Consider the following 16,554-nt stretch of genomic DNA (forward strand, 5'->3'; position numbering starts at 1 on the left):
AGGAGTGGGGCTACCAGCCCATCGATCCCGGGACGCCCTTGAACGGGCCGGCCAGGTCCTCGGTCACCCAGCCCCCGTAGAAGCCGCCCGGCTGCGGTTCGACGACCTCTCCGCCGAGGATGCATCGGTCCATCTCCCCGGCGTAGACGGCGACCCGATCGTCGAGGATCTCGTACCCGGGCATCGGATGCGGGTAGTTCCAGGCCGCGCGAACGGCGACCGCTCCCCCACCGCCGTGGACGTCGAAGTAGCGCGCGCCGCCCTTGAACTCGCAGAACGAGGCCCCATCCCCGAGGGTGAGGGCATCACCGAAGGCCACGATGGGCAGGTAGTAGACCGGCGGATGACTCGTCTCCAGGACGCGCACCACGTCGTCGGTGTCGGCGATCCGCACCCCGCCGAAGTCGATCTGCGCCCGCTTGTGCACCCGCTCGACGCGGGGTGGCCGCGGATAGTCCCATACGGACTCCTGGCCGGGGCGGACGGGATCGGGAACGGGGCGCAGCTGCATGCGGATACGCTACGCCCGGAACGGGCACGGCGGGTCGGATCGGCTCAGGAGACCCACAGCTTTCGGTAGCCTGGGCGGGAGGGGGACAGCGTGAGCGATCAGAAGACGTCGAGCACCGATCGGCGGTACCGGGTGTACCAGATCGGCGGCATCGTGCTGGCCGTGCTGTTCCTCGCCCTCGGCGTGGCCGCCTACCTCACCGGAGGTGGACCGATCATCGCCGCCATCGCCGTCATCGGAGGTCTCGCTGTGCTCATCGTCTCGATCGTGATGATGGTGCGCTCGTGAGCGCGCCCGAGGGTCCCGCCGGCGACGGCAAGAAGAAGTACCCCGCCGGAACGGTCGTGATCTGGATCGCCGGAGCCGGCATCGGCCTGTGGCTTCTCGTCAGCGGACTGATCGGCATCCTGTCCGGGGGAAGCTGACCGACACGTCGCGGTCATGCGCGCGAGCGCGCGTCGCGGTGATGCGCGCGAGCGCGCGTCGCGGTGATGCGCGCGAGCGCGCGTCGCGGCCATGCGCGCGTCGAGCGCACTGCGAGCGAGCGCCCGCCACGGGAACGCGCGCCACCGCGCGTCGCGGGAATGCGCACGGACGCAGGTCGTTGTCCTCGAGGTCACTCGACCTCTGCAGAAAGGGCATCATGACGCGCATCGGACGCAGCGACCTCGACATCCTCCCCCTCTCGCTCGGCGGCAACGTGTTCGGCTGGACCGCCGACCGCGACGCCTCGTTCGCGGTGCTCGACGCGTTCCATGCCGGCGGCGGGAACTTCATCGACACCGCCGACGCCTACAGCGCCTGGGCCCCCGGCAACTCGGGCGGCGAGAGCGAAACCCTCATCGGCGAGTGGCTCGCCTCCCGCAAGCCGGAGAACGTCGTCGTGGCCACGAAGGTGAGCCAGCACCCCGATTTCCGCGGCCTGTCCGCGAAGAACGTCCGTGCCGCGGCCGAGGCCTCGCTCTCGCGACTCGGCGTCGACACCATCGATCTGTACTACGCGCACTTCGACGACGAGCAGACGCCCCTGGAAGAGACCGTCGCCGCGTTCGCCGACCTCGTCACCGACGGTCTCGTGCGCTACGTCGCGGTGTCGAACTACACCGCGGCCCGCATCCGCGAGTGGATCTCGCTCGCCGAGGCCGCCGGCGCCGACCTCCCCGTCGCCGTGCAGCCGCACTACAACCTCGTGCACCGCACCGAGGTCGAGCGCGACATCGTCCCCGTCGCCGAGCAGTACGGCATGTCGCTCGTGCCGTACTACGCCCTGGCCAGCGGATTCCTCACGGGCAAGTACCGCAGCGCGGATGCCACGGGCGACTCGCCGCGGGCTGAGGGCGCGGCCAAGCTGGCCACCCCGGCCGGTCTCGCCCTGATCGATGCCCTCGAAGAGGTCGGTCGCGCTCACGGGGCGTCGATCGCGACGACGGCCCTCGCCTGGCTGCGCGCGCAGCCGACCGTCGCGGCCCCCATCGCGAGCGCGTCGAAGGTGTCGCAGGTCGCCGATCTCCTGGCCAGCGCCTCGCTCGAGCTGGCCCCGGAGGAGATCTCGCGTCTCACGGCCGTGTCGGACGCAGCGCAGGGCTGAGTTCGCGCCCGTGTCCCGCCCCGGGCGGGACACGGGCGACGCCCGCTCGCTCCCGGCATCCGTTCTCGTGTGTCGATACCGACGAGAATGAGGGGGTGAAACTCCTGGTCGCCGCCCACGCATCCGAACTCGTCGCCTTCGAAGACCACCTTCCCGGCTTCGAACGCCTGCTCACCGGCGTGGGCAAGATCCCGGCCGCCTATGCGCTCACGCGCGCTCTGTCGACGGGTGAGTACGAGGAGATCGTGGTCGTCGGAACGGCCGGCGCGATCGACGACGCCGTCGAGGGCGGGATCTACGACCTCGCCGGGGCGATCCAGCACGACGTGAAGGGCTTGGACGGGACGTTCGGCGAGCACGTCTCGCTGCCGACCCGCGTCGAGACGGGCCAGGACGGTCTCGTCATCGCCACGGGCGACCATTTCGTCGACGACGCCGACACCGTGCGACGCATCCGCGAGCTGGGCGCGAGCCTGGTCGACATGGAGTCGTACGCGCTCATCTGGGTCGCGCAGCAGTTCGACGTGCCCATCCGCATCCTGCGCGCCGTGTCCGACCGCGCCCAGGACGGCGCGACCGAACTGTGGGACGACGTGGTCGAGCGCTGCAGTCATGAGCTGCGCGCCGAGATCCGCACCCGCTACGGCGTCTGAACCTCGTCATCGCACGGGCGGTGCGACGGCTCAGGGCGTCTGCGACCCCGACCGCGCCCGCCCGGCGAGGTCGGCCACGCCGACGATGAGCGCCAGCCCGAGGAAGATGCCGACGGTGATCATGCCCGACGCGTAGGCGTCGTGGTACAGCACGACGGTGTCGTCGACGCTGCCCTGCTCGCGATAGACCGTGGCGTAGAACAGGGCCAGGGCGATCGCCGTCCCCACGGCCGTGCCGATGCGCTGGCCCAGCTGCCCGACGGAGCCGGCGACCCCGCCGCTGCGGACCGGGATGTCGGCGAGGGTGAGCGTCTGGTTCGGTGAGATCACGAGACCACCCGCGAAACCGCCGAACACCATCACGGCGGCCATCGCCCATGGCGTCCACTCGGGAGCGGTGAAGAGCGCCACGAGCACGAGGCCACCCGCGGTGGCCACCATCCCGAGGATGCCCCACACCACGAGGGGGCGACCGAGCCGGGTCACGAGATTGCCGCCGACCCACGAACTCGCCGCCGAGGCGACCGCGAACCCGATCGTCACCATCCCGGCGAAGACCGGCGCGAGCCCCAGACCGCCCTGCAGGAAGAGCGTGCCGAGCAGGAACATCGCGGGCACGGCGGAGAAGTACGCCGTCGAGATCAGCACGCCGTTGCGGTACGACGACAGCGAGAAGATCGAGAAGGGCATCAGCGGCATCCGTCCCCGATCCGCGTAACGACGCTCCCAGAACACGAAGGCCGCTGCGAAGACGACGGATGCCACTAGCAGCCACCATCGGTTGGGATCGTCGTCGGGGCTGCCCGTCGTGAAGAGGAACGGCCACATCAGGGCGAGGATCGTCAACGCGAACAGCAGCACGCCGACCGGGTCGAGGTCGAGCCGGCGCCGCGACTTCTCGCGCGTGTTCGGCAGGAGCCACGCCGCGAGGGCGATGACGATCGCCACGAGGGGAATGTTGATCCAGAAGATCAGTCGCCACCCGTCGGTGTCGCCGCCCAACGCGATGAGCAGGCCTCCGAGGGTCGGGCCGAAGGCCGTCGCGATACCGATCGTGGCCCCGAACAGACCGAAGGCGCGCCCGCGCTCCTTGCCCTGGAACAGCTGCTGCACCAGTCCGAGCACCTGGGGCATCTGGATGCCGGCAGCCACACCCTGCAGCAGACGGGCGACCAGGAGCACGGTCGTGTTCGGTGCGAGCGCGCAGGCGAGGCTCGTGACCAGGAACAGCGACAGGCCCACGAGGAAGAGCACCCGGCGCGAGCGGATGTCGCCCAGACGCCCCGCCGGCACCAGCACGAGCCCGAACGTGAGGATGTAGCCCGAGACGACGAGCTGCAGCTCGGTGGGGCCAGCGTTCAGGGCCGCCTCGATCGACGGAAGGGCGACGTTGACCTTCGTGAGGTCGAGGATGGTCAGCGCCGCCACGGCGACGGCGACCCAGTACCCCCTCCAGCGGTGCTTCGGCGACAGCACGATGTCGCGGGTGACGGGGTGGGCGGTGTCTGCGGGGGCGGGCGGTTTATCGGACATCGAGGGGGACGCTACTCCCGGCCTCCGACACCACGGCCGGGGTTGCGTCGCGGGAACCGGCCGCTACCGCCGCGGGTGATCAATCGGCAGGACGCGTCGCGGACCCGCCGTGGCCCCACGACGGGCCACGGTCCTGCGTGCGCGCCTCTTCGTCGGCTCAGTCGACGTCTCGTCGGGCGAACACGGCCCGCAGCACGAGGAACACGATGAGGGCGACGATCGCGACGGCGACGAGGCGGAACACGAAGGCGACGAGAGAGAACAGCACGTTCACCACGAACCAGGCGATGATCACGGCCGCGATGACCCCGAGAACGGTCCAGAGGGTGCTCTTGCGCATGCGTTCAGCCTAGAGGGGCGCGTCTGTGATGGTTCTCAGATCGCCGCCATCCCGTGATCGTGGCGGATGATGCTCGGGCCGCGCGGGGTCGCCGACACGTGCAACTGTGCGGGCAGTTGGTCCTTCATCGACGCCACGTGGCTGATGACACCCACCGTGCGTCCGCCCTGGCGCAGCTCGTCGAGCGTGCGCATCGCGAGATCGAGGGTGTCGTCGTCGAGGGACCCGAAGCCCTCGTCGATGAACAGCGTGTCGAGATGGATGCCGCCCGCCCGGGCGGTGACCACTTCGGCCAGTCCGAGCGCCAGGGCGAGCGAGGTCAGGAAAGTCTCTCCGCCGGACAGCGACTGCGGTGGTCGGCACTGGCCGGTGAAGGCGTCCATGATCTCGAGGCCCAGCCCGCTCGCGGCGCCGCGAGCGGCGAGCGCGTCGGTGTGCTGCAGACGATAGCGGCCCGACGACATGTCACCGAGGCGCACGTTGGCGGCCGCGACGATCTCTTCGAGCTCGGCTGCCAGGACGAAGGTCTCCAACGTCATGCGGCGGGTGTTCGGTGCGCGGCCCGCCACGGTGTCGGCCAGGCGTGCGATGACCGCGTGCTCCTCGGCCAGCGCCGCCACCGAGGCGTGAGCAGCGTCGGCGCGCTCCGCGAGCGCCCGGAGTCGCTCGGCCAGCGCCCGCGCCGCCGCGTGAGCAGCCGCGGCCGCCTGCACGGCGGCCCGCGCGGAGGCGACCTCGGCGACGAACGGCGCGAGATCGAGAGTCTCGTCATCCGATCCGACCAACTGCAGTTCGAGTTCGAGGAGCCGTTGTCTCGTGGAGGCGACGTCCGCCGCGTGCTCGGCGACCACCGCGTCGATCCGACGTCGCTCGGCGTCGGGACGCAGCGCCGCGGCGACGGCGTCCGCATCGGGGAAGGAGCTGCCCGCGATCGACGTGTCGAGGGCGCGGGCGGCGGCCTCCCGCGCGTCGAGCGCGCGGAGATGATCGGCACGCGCGTCGCTGAGCTCGCGGATGGCGTCGCGCCGCGCCCGGAGGTCGCGCTGTCGCGCGGCGACCGTGTCGAACGACCCGCGCGCGTCGGCCACCACCCGCTGGAGGTCATCGGCACGCTGCCGCGCGAGCGCGAGCTCCTGACGGGACTCGGCGAGCTCGTCGCCCACCTCGTCGAGGCGTCGCGAGATCTTCTCCGCGAGGTCGGCCGCCGCCGCACGCTCGAGCCGCACCCGCTCGTGCTCCTGCGCATCGGCGGTCGCCTGGGCAACGGCCTGCTCGGCCACCGTGAGGCGGGTCGCCAGCGTTTCGACGTCTTCTCCGCCCGCGCGAGCCGCGGCCAGCGCGTGGGCGTCGCGTGCGACCCGCGCTGCGTCGGATGCCAGACGGTCTTCTTCCGCGGCGAGGTTCTTGCGCTCCTCGGCCGCCGCGAGCTCGTCATCGGAGACGGGTGCGGCGCCGCCCCGCGCGGGGCGGGGGTGTTCGCGCGCGCCGCACACCGCGCACGGCTCTCCGTCGACGAGATCGTGGGCGAGCTCGACGGCGGCCCCTTCGAGCCTCCGCCGCAGGAGCGCGGTCCACGCCTCGACGGCGCGCTGGAGGGCGTCGGAGCGGACGAGCGACGCGAGGTCGGCCTGATCGCGCTTCTCCGACAGCCGAGCCGCCTCGCGGGAGGCCTCGAGTCGGTGGCGCACCTCGTCGCGCGTGGCGACCGCGGCCTCTCGACCGGCTGCGCCCGCGGCCAGCTCGGCGAGGCGCTCGTCGAGGACGGTCAGCATCGCGGGGACGTCGGCACGCCCGGCGAGCAGGGTCTCCCGTTCGGCCTCGGCTTTCGCCGCCCGTTCGGCGAGGCGCTCGACGCGGACATCGACCTCACGCGCCTCGACCTCGGCGGCGAGCGCCGTCTCTCCCCGCGACAGCGACGCCGCGAGCTCGTCGGCGCGACGACTCAGGGCGTCGTCGTCGAGGTCGACGGCACCACTCCCTCCGGCCGCTTCCTCGGAGGTCTCACGCTCCGTGTCGCTTTCGCTGCCGACCTCTTCACCGAGCTCCCTCGCCCCGCGGGCGGCGGTGCGCACGCGCTCGCTCGTGTCGGCCGCGGCCGAGGCCGTCGCCACGGCCCCCTCGAGGGCGGCGCGGATGCTCTCCGCTTCGGCCGCCAGAGCAGCCTCCGCGCGGAGCGCCGCGATCCGTTCGTCATCGGCCTCCAGCGTCTCCAGGCGTCCGCGGACCCGCTGCCGTTCATCCTGGTGCCCCCGCAAGGCGGTCGCTTCGCGCTCCGCGAGCAGGGCGGCGTCGAGGCGCACGTCGGCGGCCTCGCGCTCGCGTGCGAAGGTCTCGACGCGGTACTCGGCACGGTCGACGGCGCGGACGATGCGGGCGAGCCGGTCGACGCTCGAGAGCGCACCGGGATCGGCGCCGACGCCGGCCGATCGATCCGCGTCGGCGTCGGCGTCGACATCGGCGGCGCCGACGGCGTCGAGCTCCCCGGCCAGGCGTTCCGCCTCGTCGAGCAGCGTCGCCACCTCGACGCCCTCGGCCGCGAGCGCGTCGTGGGCTCGTTTGCGACGGTCGTCGAGGTCGGTGGCGTACTGCTCGAAGGTGCGGGTGCCGAAGAGGGTGCGCAGCAGACTCAGTCGCTCGTCGTTCTTCGCGAGCAGGAACCGCGCGAAGCGGTTCTGCGCGAGCAGGATGACCTGGAGGAACTGCTGCTGCGTGAGCCCGAGGATCTCGTCGAGGTGCGCCGCGACGTCGACCGGGCGTGCGGCCACGCCGGTCCACCCCTCGGAGGCCGACACCTCGAGCAGCGCCCGGTGGGGTTCTCTGGTGGTTCCCCCGCCTCGACGCTTGGGCCGCTCGAACTCGGGGGATCGCGTGATGCGCCAGCGCCGCCCGGCGGCGCTGAACTCGAGCGTCACCCGCGTCGGGTCGTCGGGGCCGCAGTGATCGCTGCGCAGCCGACGCTCCGCTCCGTCGTACCGCGGGACTCCCCCGTAAAGGGCGTAGCAGACGCCGTCGAGCACGCTCGACTTGCCCGCACCCGTGCGCCCGGTGATGAGGAAGATCCCGTCGGCGGCGAAGGCGTCGAAGTCGACGGTCTGCGTCTCGAGGAAGGGCCCGAAGCCCTCGAGCTCGAGGCGGTGCAGCTTCACGACCGCGCCTCCGCGACTCGACGCGCGTCGAGCACCTCGCGGATGAGGGCTCGTTCGGCCTCGGACGCCGCCTCGCCCTCGCGGACGTGCGAGAGGAACGCGTCGATGACTTCGCCGTCGTCGCGCGCCGCGCGCACGCGCTGGGCGTAGCCCACGGCGTCGTCGTCCATCGTGTTCTCGGGGAGGTGCACGACGGTGGCGCACCACGGGAAACGGGCCTGCAGCCGGCGCATCGGATCGGGCTGCGGGGTGGCGTCGGTGTATTCGGCGCGCACCCAGTGCTCGTCGTGGCCGGCGAAACGCTCGTCGGTGAGCAGGTCGTCGAGCGGGCCCCGCAGGGTCGCGAGGGGCCGCGGGACGGGCAGAGCGAGCCACGAGACCGCGGCGAGACCGTCGGCGTCGAGATCGACGAGCCACGAGCCCCGCGGTTTGCCGGCCTCACCGAAGCTGTAGTGCAACGGCGCCCCCGCGTAGCGCACGCGGTCGGACAGCTGCTGACGACCGTGGATGTGCCCCAGGGCGACGTAGTCGGGTCCGTCGAAGGTCGACAGCGGGACGACGTCGAGACCGCCCTGACGGATCTCGCGCTCGACGCCGGGCGTGGAGTCGACCCCCGCGGCGAAGCAGTGGGCGGCGACGACCGCGCGACCGCCGCGCGCGGACAGGTCGGCCCGGACGATCTCGAACGCGTGCGCCATCGTCTGCGCTTGACTGCGCAATTCGACGCCCGCCCACAGGTGGCGGACGATCGCGGGTTCGAGATACGGGATGCCGTACACGTGCACCGGACCGTGCTCGTCGACGAGGGTGACCGGGGTGCCCACCGTGGCGGGGTCGGTGATCACCGTGATCTCATCGCGCAGCAGCGCCGACTGGAAGCCGAGCCGAGCCGCCGAGTCGTGGTTGCCGCTGGTGACGACGACCCGCGCACCGGTCTCGGCCAACGACGCCAGCGTCTGCGTGAGGACGGGGTAGCAGGCGGCCGAGGGAGCGGCCGAATCGAACACGTCTCCCGCGACGATGACCACGTCGACGGCGTTCTCGCGCACCTGTTCCACGAGCGTGGCGAGCACCGTGCTCAGCGCGTCGAGCGTCGAGTGCCCGTGGAAGGTGCGCCCGATGTGCCAGTCGGAGGTGTGCAGGATCCGCATGCAGCCACGGTACGTCGCACCTCCGACATCGGCGCGCAGCGACGCCCGGCCGGGGTGCGAGCGTGGCGGCCCCGGGACGGCGGGCCCCCTCCTCACGCACGAGCGCCCCGCATCCAACGGGGGTGCGGGGCGCTCGTGAAGACGGTCAGGACGCGGCGACCTCCGCCGCGAGCGCCCGGATGCGGTCGTCGCCCAGGTCGAGCCCGACCTCTGCGAAGCGCTGACGCAGCACGTCGGCGATGCGTTCCTCGCTCTTTTCCCCGACGTCGGCGCGCGTCTGCACGACCACGCCCTGGATGCGGGCTTCGTCGTCGGTGGGGTGGGTGTCCATGGCCGGCTCCGACTGCTCGTCGGGCCGCGCGACCTTGCGGTCGCGGTGCACGGCGCCGCCCACCGAGTCGGCTGCTCCGGCGCCGCCGTCGGCGCTGTCGCTGGGCTGGGGGGCCCGGGTCTCGTTCGTCATGTCACTCCTCCGTGCTCAGGTCGGGGTCGATGCCGTGGCTGGCGGCGTCGCCCTCGATGGGATCCGAGGGCGCGGCGTCGTTCAGGCGCGGCGATCCCTTGGCGCTCTCGTTGCGCTCGGCGGTCTCGGCGTCGGCGACGGCGCCGCTCTCCCAGCCTCCGGGCGGGTCGGCGTCGATGACGCCTTCGGGTAGATCGCGGTCGTCGTTCATGACTCCCCCTTTCGAGATGTCCAGCTTCGCGGGGCCGGGGGGCCGCCGGGCAGGGGTTGACGCTCGCCGCACGCGCGCGTAGGCGCGGAAGGACGCTGTTCGCCTCAGACCCGATCGACCACGAGCCCGACACCCGGCCCGACGCGTCGGCGCCGGTCGGGGGTCAGGACGAGCGGCGCGCCTGCAGCAGTCCCGCCCGCTCGGGGTGCGCCTCGAACCACTCCCCCACGTACCAGCAGACGGGGATGATCTCGCGGTCGCCCTCGGCCTCGATCGCATCGACGGCCCGCTCGGTGATGACGGCGGCGTATCCGTGCCCCCGGAAGGTCGGGACGGTGAATGCGCGCGTGAGGGCGATGGTGCGCCCGTCGTCGCGGTAATCGAGCACGGAGACGAGGTCACCCCCGTGGTGGAGGGTGAAGCGGGATGCCGTCTTGTCGTCGGCGAAACTCAGGTCGGCCATGCCGAGAGAGTACGCCGCTCCCGAACGGGCAGGCGTTCTCACGCAGAATGCCCAGCTCGCACCAGGGATGGCCCCTCACAGTTGAGCAGAATGCGCGACGCTCGCCCGCCCGGTCCGGATTTGACCATTCACGACGCGGTAGGTAATAATCGCCCCCATGACTGTGACTGTGCGTTCTCTGTCCGCCCGGGAGGCGAACAGGACTGCCGGCATGATGATGCCCGGCCGCGCTGTCATGTGTTGTCGAATGTGCCGCTAACAGCGACCCCTCGCCCGGACGACCTCGAGCTTCTGAACGCCGACCTCGTCCCCCGGTCACCTGAGACTCGCGTCGATCACGCGATCCACGGTTCCGCGCTCCGGCCCTTCGGCCCCCACCTCCCGTCGAACCCCGCTCTCTGACGACGCTTCCGGGTTCACCCACCCAAGGACTTTCTTCTCATGTCGATCTCCGCTGTTCTCGACCGCCCCCAGACCGCCTCCGCCGCCCGCCCGCAGACTCCGCGCGTGACGGTGCCCGCCACCCCTCGCGCCGCCACCCCGCGTCCTTCTGCGGTGAGCGCCCCCGCCGACCCCGCCGCCGATGCCCCCCGCGCGGCGACCACCACCGCTCCGCGGGGATTCGCCCTCTACGTCGGAATCGACGAGGCCAAGGCCGCCGCCGCCGGGGTCAGCCTCGGCACGTTGGTCGAGGCGCTGCGCCGCACCCTCGGTGAACTGGCCCCCGCCGCCGAGACGTACGCGACCGTCGCACTGGCTCCGGTGGGCTCGGGCGGCCGCGACGTCGACGTGGTCCGCCTCGCGCTTCACGAGCCGTCGGCCGTGGCCCGTACCAAGGACGAACCCGCCGAGGAGGACCGCGCGCCCGGCGGCGTGGTCGTCGACATCTCCCGCAAGCGCGTGCTCATCGACGGCGAGTCCGCGGCGTTCACGTTCAAGGAGTTCGAGCTGCTGCAGTACCTCGTCCTGCGCGAGGGGCGCACGATCGAGCGCACCGAGCTGGTCGCCTCCCTGTGGGAGGGCGCGACCGACGAAGACGCCCCGGGCGAGCGCACCATCGACGTGCACGTGCGGCGCCTGCGCGCGAAGCTCGGCGCCTACGAAGACATCGTGCGCACCGTGCGCGGCGTCGGCTACCGCTTCGACCGTCACGCCGACGTCTCGATCCGCTACGGACACGGCACGCCCTCGCCCGACCGTTTCTGATCGTCCCGGCCTCCGCGCGGCTGATCGGAACCGTGGATGCCACGATGTCGGCGATGCCACGTAGGGTGTCGGCATGAGGTCGACCGGGGAGCGCACGCGGCGCGCGACGCAAGACCTTCTCGCACCGCCCGAGCGCCCGCTCGAGACCGAATACCGCCCCGCTCGTGCGGTCGACATCTCGCGCGCGGTCTCCGCGCAACGCCACGGCGTCAACGACCCGACCTACCTCGCGACCGCGCCCCTGGCGAGCGGCGGCGTCGTCTGGCGGGTCAGCCGTACGCCGATCGGCGTCGCGACGCTCGCCATCCGGCAGCGTGCCGGCGGTGGTGTGCGCGCGGCAGCGTGGGGTCCGGGCGCCTCGTGGGCGCTCGATCAGCTCCCCGCCCTGTGCGGCGCGCTCGACGATGCCGACGGCTTCGACGCGTCTCGGCATCCGTCGGTCGCGCAGTGGCACCACCGGCATCCCGACCTCCGTATCGGGCGCACCGACCTCGTCTTCGACGCACTGGTGAGCGCCATCATGGAGCAGAAGGTCACGAGCATGCAGGCGTTCTCCGCGTGGCGCAGCATCGTCACCTGGTACGGAGAACGGGCGCCGGGCCCGACGCCGCGCCCGATGTTCGCTCCCCCCGACATCGAGGGCTGGCGGCACGTCCCCTCGTGGGCCTGGCACCGCGCCGGTCTCGAGCCGCCCCAGTCGCGCACCATCGTCGAGACCGCACGGCGCGGGGCCACCGTCGTCCGTGCGGCGAGCGCGGCGATCGACGGCGAGGCGCGCGACCGCGTGTTCATCGGTCTGCGCGGCGTCGGCATCTGGACCAGTGCCGAGACGCGCATCCGCGCCTTCGGAGACCCGGATGCCGTGAGCGTGGGCGACTACCACCTCGCCCACCAGGTGGGGTACGCCCTTACCGGTCACCGCACCGACGACGACGGCATGCTCGAACTGCTCGAGCCGTTCGCGGGGCACCGACAGCGCGTCATCCGCCTCATCTACGCCGGTGCCGGTCTGGAGCCCCGCCGCGGTCCGCGCCTGCACCCGGAAGACCATCGCGACCGGTGACCGACCCCGCCCGCGTGCCGCCCGCACGACGCACGCAACACCCGGCGGGGTCGAACGCGCGCCGCTCACGCACGCCGCCTAGTCTGGGCGCATGACGCAATCAGGCACCGGCTGGCCGCGCGGACGCACGTACTGGGTCCTCGGCAGCGTGCTGCTGCTGGGGCTCGGCATCCTCTTCGGCCTCGTCTGGCAGAACGTGTGGCTCGGCGTCGTGATCGCCGCGGCCGTCTCGGTCGGCTGGCTCATCGCCTACGAATCGAGCCGCGGACGCAACGTCGGCGTGAACGACCCCGACAACGGCATCCAGCTCTGACGTCGCCGCGGCGACGAGCGCTGGTCGAACGCAGCGGAGTCAGTCGCGCTGCACCCCGCCGGCGAAGGCCAGGACCCGCGCGCGCAGGAACGGCGTCGTGAACACCCCCGAGGCGCCCGGCACGGGAGCGGATGCCGCGGCGGCCGCCGCATCAGTGAGGGCGCCCCGCAGTAGCGGGAGGGTCGCCCCGGTCGCCGTGAGGGCGTCGACCGCGCGGACCGTGTATTCGTCGGCGATGCCGATGCGCTGGGCGATGGCGTCCGAGGGATCGACACCGTCGGGCACCCGCACCGCGGACAACGCCGACAACGCCGCGGAACTGCGAGCGAACGCGGCGTTCGCGACTCCCAGCGCGAGCCATGCTCCGCCCTCGTCGGCGCGCGTGCCGAGCTCGTCGCGCGCCGCCTCGAAGGCGATCGTCCGGAGCCCGTTCAGGTCGTCGGAGGCGACGGGGCTGTCGCCGCGCCGCGCGTCGTAGGCATCGGTCGCGGCGACCGCGGCCCGTCGCAGCAGCGACGCGAGCCCGTCGAGGTCGGCCTCGGACGCGAGACCACCGGCGCCCTCGACCTCGCCACGGAGGTCCGCGAGGGCCCGCGCGGTCTGCACCGACGAGGATGCCAGCGCGGCCGAGGTCAGCCCCGCGGGGGCGAGGGAGGGGTCGGCGTCGGCCGCGAGGAACGTCTGCGCCTGATCGGCGAGCGCGCGGGCGTCGGCCGCCCAGCCGATCGCCGTGAGCACGGAGTCGGCGTCGTCGAGCGTCGAGGGCGCGTCCGACAGCTCGTCCAGCAGCGCGTCGGCGGTGGTCGTGGCGTCGGCGGCGAGCGTCACCGCCTCCGCCGGCGAGAGTGCGGGAGCCGCAGCCGCAGCCGCGGTGTCAGCGGCGGTCGACGCCGCGGCCCACGCGCCGCCGGTGTCGTTCGTCTCCCGCAGCTGCTCGCTGCGCGCGATCGCCGCTCGCGCGCGATCGGCGAGGGTGCTCTCGGGCGCGGAGTCGAGCGACGACCGTGCGCGATCCAGCGCGTCGTCGACCGCGGCGGCCACCGCGACCGGAGCCGTCGACGCATCCTCCGCCGTGGACAGGGGCGACGGCGAGGGCGGGGGCGTCGGGAAGGCGCCCTCGGGGAGGTCCTCCCCGGTCATGACGCTGTAGGCGCTCGCGATGTCGGCGACCTCCGTGACGGTCATGCCCCCGGTCGCGGCGAGCTGGTCGAGGTCGACCGCGGTGCCATCGGCATCCACGGCCGTCCGCTGCCCCGCGGGGATCAGGATGGTGTCGATGCCGCCGGCCTCGATCGCCGCGGAGATCTGTTCGGGGAGCCCCGCCACCGGACTCACGGCACCGAGCGGGGTCACCGCGCCCGTGAGCGCGACCCCGGACTGCACCTCGGTGCCGTAGTACAGCGCGAGCACGCCGACCGCGGTGACCGCGCCCGCCGCCGGGGTGGCGATGCGCGCGTCGAAGCCGAAGGTGTAGGCCGTGTCGGGGCGGGCTCCGGTCAGCAGCGTCGCGGCGGTCACGGCGGTCCACGTCGCCGATTGGGTGACCGGATCGACGCCGCTGACGTCGTTCTCGGTGATGTCGATGCTCAACTCGCCCCCGTCGGCGGAGTCGGCCGTGATGCGCTGACTGGTCACCCCGCCCTTCTCACCGCTCGCGTAGAGCACGGGCACGGTCAGCTCCGAACCCGAGAACGACCCGTCGGAGCCGGAACCGAACCCGAGCGAGAACTTCAGGTCGCACCCCGCGAGCACCAGCCCGCACACGAGTGCCAGGGCGGCGGCGGGCAGCGCGCGTCGCATCACGCGTCGTCGGAGCTCGACGAGCGACTCATGGGCACGTGCGGGATGCCGTCCTCCGCGAAGGGCGCGCCCGAGACGACGAACCCGAAGCGGCCGTACCACGGGGCGAGGTGCGCCTGCGCGTCGAGCAGGACGGGGATGCCGGGAGCCTCGGCATCCAGGTGGGAGACCGCCGCGCGCATGAGGTCGGCGGCGATGCCGCGGCCGCGGGCGTGCGGGGCGGTGGCGACCCGTCCGATGCGGGTGTTCGCCGGCTCGCGCAGCAGCCGCAGGGTGGCGAGCACGTCGTCGCCCTCGCTCGCCCACATGAGCTCGGCGCCCGGCTCGATGTCACGGCCGTCGATCTCGGGGTAAGCGGCCTCCTGCTCGACGACGAACACGCTCACTCTCATCCACAGGATGCGGTAGAGCGTGAGCGGCGCGATGTCGGCGACGGGCGCCCGGTGCAGGGTGACGGCCATCCTTCGACCGTACCCGGGCGTCGTGCACGACGAGGACGACGACGGCTCCTTCCTGGACCCGGCCCGCGCCGTGCCGCTAGCCTCGCGTCATGTCGTTCCAGGCGTACCTCGACAACATCGAGACCAAGACGGGGCTCACCCCGCGCCAGTTCCTCGCGCTCGCCGACGAGCGCGGCTTCGGGCCCGACACGAAGGCCGGTCCCATCCTGCAGTGGCTGAAGGACGACTACGAGCTCGGTCGCGGGCACGGGATGGCGCTGGTGCACGTGATCACGAAGGGTCCGAAGATCAGCGACGCGCATGTCGGCCGCGGCGGACCGCACGGCGACGCGAGCGACGAGCTCTGGCTCGACGGTGCCGCGTCGAATCCGAACGCCTAGGCGGCGCCGGAGCAGGAGCGCCCGCCGTCGAGCTCGCTCGAGCCCCGGCGCTGCCGGGTCTCGGCGGCACCGGGTTCAGGCGGCGCCGGAGCCGAAACGCTCCGAGGCAGCGACCTGTTCGGCGACGCGACGCAGCGCCAGGATGAGGGGCTCGACGAGGGCCGTGCCCAGCACGACGTAGCGGACGGCATCCTCGATCGAGGTCTCGGGGGTCGCGGCGAGTTCGGCCTCGGCGAGCGCGCCGAGGTGCTCGATATAAGCGTCCATGACCGGCTCCGGCACCGTGAAGCCGGCGCGGTCGAGGGTCGCGAGAGCGTGGGCGACCGCGGCGATCTGGTCGGGGAAGCAGCTGTCGACCGAGCCTCCCATCCGCTCGAGCAGAACGTTGGCCGCCGTGAGGTCGAGATCGGCCGACACCTGCGGGGTGACGGCGGCGTTGGCGGCGCCGAGCAGGTCGTAGGGATTCTCCGGGGGCTCCTCGAGCACCGCCACGACCTTGCGCACGCCCGAGATGCCCACCCCCGCATCGACGAGGGCGCGGATGACGCCGAGTCGCTGCACGTGCGCCTCGCCGTAGGCGGCCTGCGTCGCCGACGAGCGCTCCCCCTCGGGCAGCACCTTCTCGCGCAGGTAGTACTTGATGGTGGCGACGGGGACGCCGCTCCGCGTCGCCAGCTCTGAGATGCGCACATTCCCCCTTGACTCGATAGCGAGACTATCCAACACTAGATAGTGACACTATCGAGTGAGGACGAGCCATGGCATCCATCAATCCGGGTCGCGTGACCCATCGCTGGGACGACGAACTCGTCGTCTTCCACATCGGCATGACCGTGAACCGCTGGTGGCGCCTCGACCAGTGGATGCCGCTGATGGGCGACATGCCCAAGATGCTGCGCGAGCTCAGCGTCGACCCCGATTCGGGCCTGTTGGGCTTCACCATGCTCCTCGGATCGCGCGGCCCCTATCTCGTGCAGTACTGGTCGTCGCTCGACAAGCTCTACGCCTACGCCTCCGCGCCGTTGCAGGAGCACCGACCGGCGTGGACCCGCTTCAACCGGCGAGCGCGGAAGAATCCGGGCGTCGTCGGCATCTGGCACGAGACCTACGTCGTCGATCGAGCCGAGACCATCTACGTCGGCACCCCCGCGATGGGTCTTCCGAAAGCGACCGCGGTGGTGCCGATCTCCTCCCGACACGATCGGGCTCGCGCGCGGGTGGCCGACGGTCGAACGGGCGGCGCACGGGCCGGATCCCGGGGGTCAGAATGAG

The 16,554-nt window shown here is 72.2% G+C and carries 20 protein-coding genes; 9 read left to right on the forward strand and 11 right to left on the reverse strand.

Annotated elements, in window-relative coordinates; genetic code table 11:
- Positions 1-10 precede the first annotated feature (10 nt).
- Positions 11-511 (reverse strand): DUF427 domain-containing protein, encoded by a 501-nt coding sequence (locus Q0818_RS09830; RefSeq protein ID WP_298873995.1) that lies wholly within the window; start codon positions 509-511, stop codon positions 11-13.
- 90 nt (positions 512-601) lie between these two features.
- Between Q0818_RS09830 and Q0818_RS09835 the strand changes: the two genes are divergently transcribed.
- The 4 genes from Q0818_RS09835 to Q0818_RS09850 all read left to right on the forward strand — a co-directional run bounded on the left by Q0818_RS09835 (position 602) and on the right by Q0818_RS09850 (position 2,752).
- Positions 602-799: a hypothetical protein gene (locus Q0818_RS09835; RefSeq protein ID WP_298873998.1), complete on the forward strand. Its 198-nt coding sequence runs from the start codon at positions 602-604 to the stop codon at positions 797-799.
- Entirely contained in the window at positions 796-936 is a 141-nt protein-coding gene (locus tag Q0818_RS09840) for a hypothetical protein (RefSeq protein WP_167494236.1), read from the forward strand. The genes Q0818_RS09835 and Q0818_RS09840 overlap by 4 nt, the downstream gene beginning before the upstream one ends.
- Before the next feature lie 218 nt (positions 937-1,154).
- A complete protein-coding gene (locus Q0818_RS09845) occupies positions 1,155-2,099 on the forward strand; it encodes an aldo/keto reductase (protein ID WP_298874000.1) in 945 nt (314 codons plus the stop codon).
- A gap of 95 nt (positions 2,100-2,194) precedes the next feature.
- Positions 2,195-2,752 carry a nucleoside phosphorylase gene (locus tag Q0818_RS09850; protein ID WP_298874002.1) on the forward strand — a complete coding sequence of 186 codons (558 nt, stop codon included), beginning with the start codon at positions 2,195-2,197 and terminating at the stop codon, positions 2,750-2,752.
- A gap of 30 nt (positions 2,753-2,782) precedes the next feature.
- On the opposite strand, the gene Q0818_RS09855 is transcribed toward Q0818_RS09850, so the two are convergent.
- The 7 genes from Q0818_RS09855 to Q0818_RS09885 all read right to left on the reverse strand — a co-directional run bounded on the left by Q0818_RS09855 (position 2,783) and on the right by Q0818_RS09885 (position 10,059).
- The gene (locus Q0818_RS09855) at positions 2,783-4,285 is read right to left on the reverse strand and encodes an MFS transporter (RefSeq protein WP_298874003.1); all 1,503 of its coding nucleotides are present in this window, start codon (positions 4,283-4,285) and stop codon (positions 2,783-2,785) included.
- Positions 4,286-4,442: 157 nt separating this feature from the next.
- The gene (locus Q0818_RS09860) at positions 4,443-4,625 is read right to left on the reverse strand and encodes a hypothetical protein (protein ID WP_298874005.1); all 183 of its coding nucleotides are present in this window, start codon (positions 4,623-4,625) and stop codon (positions 4,443-4,445) included.
- A gap of 35 nt (positions 4,626-4,660) precedes the next feature.
- Complete coding sequence (locus Q0818_RS09865) at positions 4,661-7,771, reverse strand: SMC family ATPase (RefSeq protein WP_298874007.1); 3,111 nt, start codon at positions 7,769-7,771, stop codon at positions 4,661-4,663.
- Entirely contained in the window at positions 7,768-8,922 is a 1,155-nt protein-coding gene (locus Q0818_RS09870; RefSeq protein ID WP_298874009.1) for an exonuclease SbcCD subunit D, read from the reverse strand. The genes Q0818_RS09865 and Q0818_RS09870 overlap by 4 nt, the downstream gene beginning before the upstream one ends.
- 145 nt (positions 8,923-9,067) lie before the next feature.
- Positions 9,068-9,385, reverse strand: a complete 318-nt coding sequence (locus Q0818_RS09875) for a hypothetical protein (protein ID WP_298874011.1) — start codon at positions 9,383-9,385, stop codon at positions 9,068-9,070.
- A gap of 1 nt (position 9,386) precedes the next feature.
- A complete protein-coding gene (locus tag Q0818_RS09880) occupies positions 9,387-9,596 on the reverse strand; it encodes a hypothetical protein (RefSeq protein WP_298874013.1) in 210 nt (69 codons plus the stop codon).
- A gap of 163 nt (positions 9,597-9,759) precedes the next feature.
- The gene (locus Q0818_RS09885) at positions 9,760-10,059 is read right to left on the reverse strand and encodes a GNAT family N-acetyltransferase (RefSeq protein ID WP_298874015.1); all 300 of its coding nucleotides are present in this window, start codon (positions 10,057-10,059) and stop codon (positions 9,760-9,762) included.
- Between the two features lie 441 nt (positions 10,060-10,500).
- Here Q0818_RS09885 and Q0818_RS09890 point away from each other — a divergent pair, with 441 nt between their 5' ends.
- The 3 genes from Q0818_RS09890 to Q0818_RS09900 all read left to right on the forward strand — a co-directional run bounded on the left by Q0818_RS09890 (position 10,501) and on the right by Q0818_RS09900 (position 12,641).
- Positions 10,501-11,265, forward strand: coding sequence for a winged helix-turn-helix domain-containing protein (locus tag Q0818_RS09890; protein WP_298874017.1), 765 nt, complete (start codon positions 10,501-10,503; stop codon positions 11,263-11,265).
- Between the two features lie 73 nt (positions 11,266-11,338).
- Positions 11,339-12,328: a DNA-3-methyladenine glycosylase 2 family protein gene (locus Q0818_RS09895; protein ID WP_298874019.1), complete on the forward strand. Its 990-nt coding sequence runs from the start codon at positions 11,339-11,341 to the stop codon at positions 12,326-12,328.
- A gap of 91 nt (positions 12,329-12,419) precedes the next feature.
- On the forward strand, positions 12,420-12,641 hold the full coding sequence (locus Q0818_RS09900; RefSeq protein ID WP_298874020.1) for a hypothetical protein: 222 nt from the start codon (positions 12,420-12,422) through the stop codon (positions 12,639-12,641).
- Between the two features lie 39 nt (positions 12,642-12,680).
- Here the strand turns inward: Q0818_RS09900 and Q0818_RS09905 are convergent, their stop codons facing one another.
- Both Q0818_RS09905 and Q0818_RS09910 read right to left on the reverse strand, forming a co-directional pair.
- Entirely contained in the window at positions 12,681-14,441 is a 1,761-nt protein-coding gene (locus Q0818_RS09905) for a S16 family serine protease (protein WP_298874022.1), read from the reverse strand.
- Positions 14,441-14,902, reverse strand: a complete 462-nt coding sequence (locus Q0818_RS09910; RefSeq protein WP_298874023.1) for a GNAT family N-acetyltransferase — start codon at positions 14,900-14,902, stop codon at positions 14,441-14,443. The genes Q0818_RS09905 and Q0818_RS09910 overlap by 1 nt, the downstream gene beginning before the upstream one ends.
- 89 nt (positions 14,903-14,991) lie before the next feature.
- Here Q0818_RS09910 and Q0818_RS09915 point away from each other — a divergent pair, with 89 nt between their 5' ends.
- The gene (locus Q0818_RS09915) at positions 14,992-15,282 is read left to right on the forward strand and encodes a DUF4287 domain-containing protein (RefSeq protein WP_298874024.1); all 291 of its coding nucleotides are present in this window, start codon (positions 14,992-14,994) and stop codon (positions 15,280-15,282) included.
- 75 nt (positions 15,283-15,357) lie between these two features.
- On the opposite strand, the gene Q0818_RS09920 is transcribed toward Q0818_RS09915, so the two are convergent.
- On the reverse strand, positions 15,358-15,972 hold the full coding sequence (locus Q0818_RS09920) for a MerR family transcriptional regulator (protein ID WP_298874025.1): 615 nt from the start codon (positions 15,970-15,972) through the stop codon (positions 15,358-15,360).
- A 68-nt stretch (positions 15,973-16,040) separates the two neighbouring features.
- Here Q0818_RS09920 and Q0818_RS09925 point away from each other — a divergent pair, with 68 nt between their 5' ends.
- Positions 16,041-16,553: a DUF4188 domain-containing protein gene (locus tag Q0818_RS09925; RefSeq protein WP_298874027.1), complete on the forward strand. Its 513-nt coding sequence runs from the start codon at positions 16,041-16,043 to the stop codon at positions 16,551-16,553.
- Position 16,554 lies beyond the last annotated feature (1 nt).

Origin of the sequence: uncultured Microbacterium sp., from assembly GCF_947489255.1 — a bacterium.
GTDB lineage: Bacteria > Actinomycetota > Actinomycetes > Actinomycetales > Microbacteriaceae > Microbacterium > Microbacterium phycohabitans.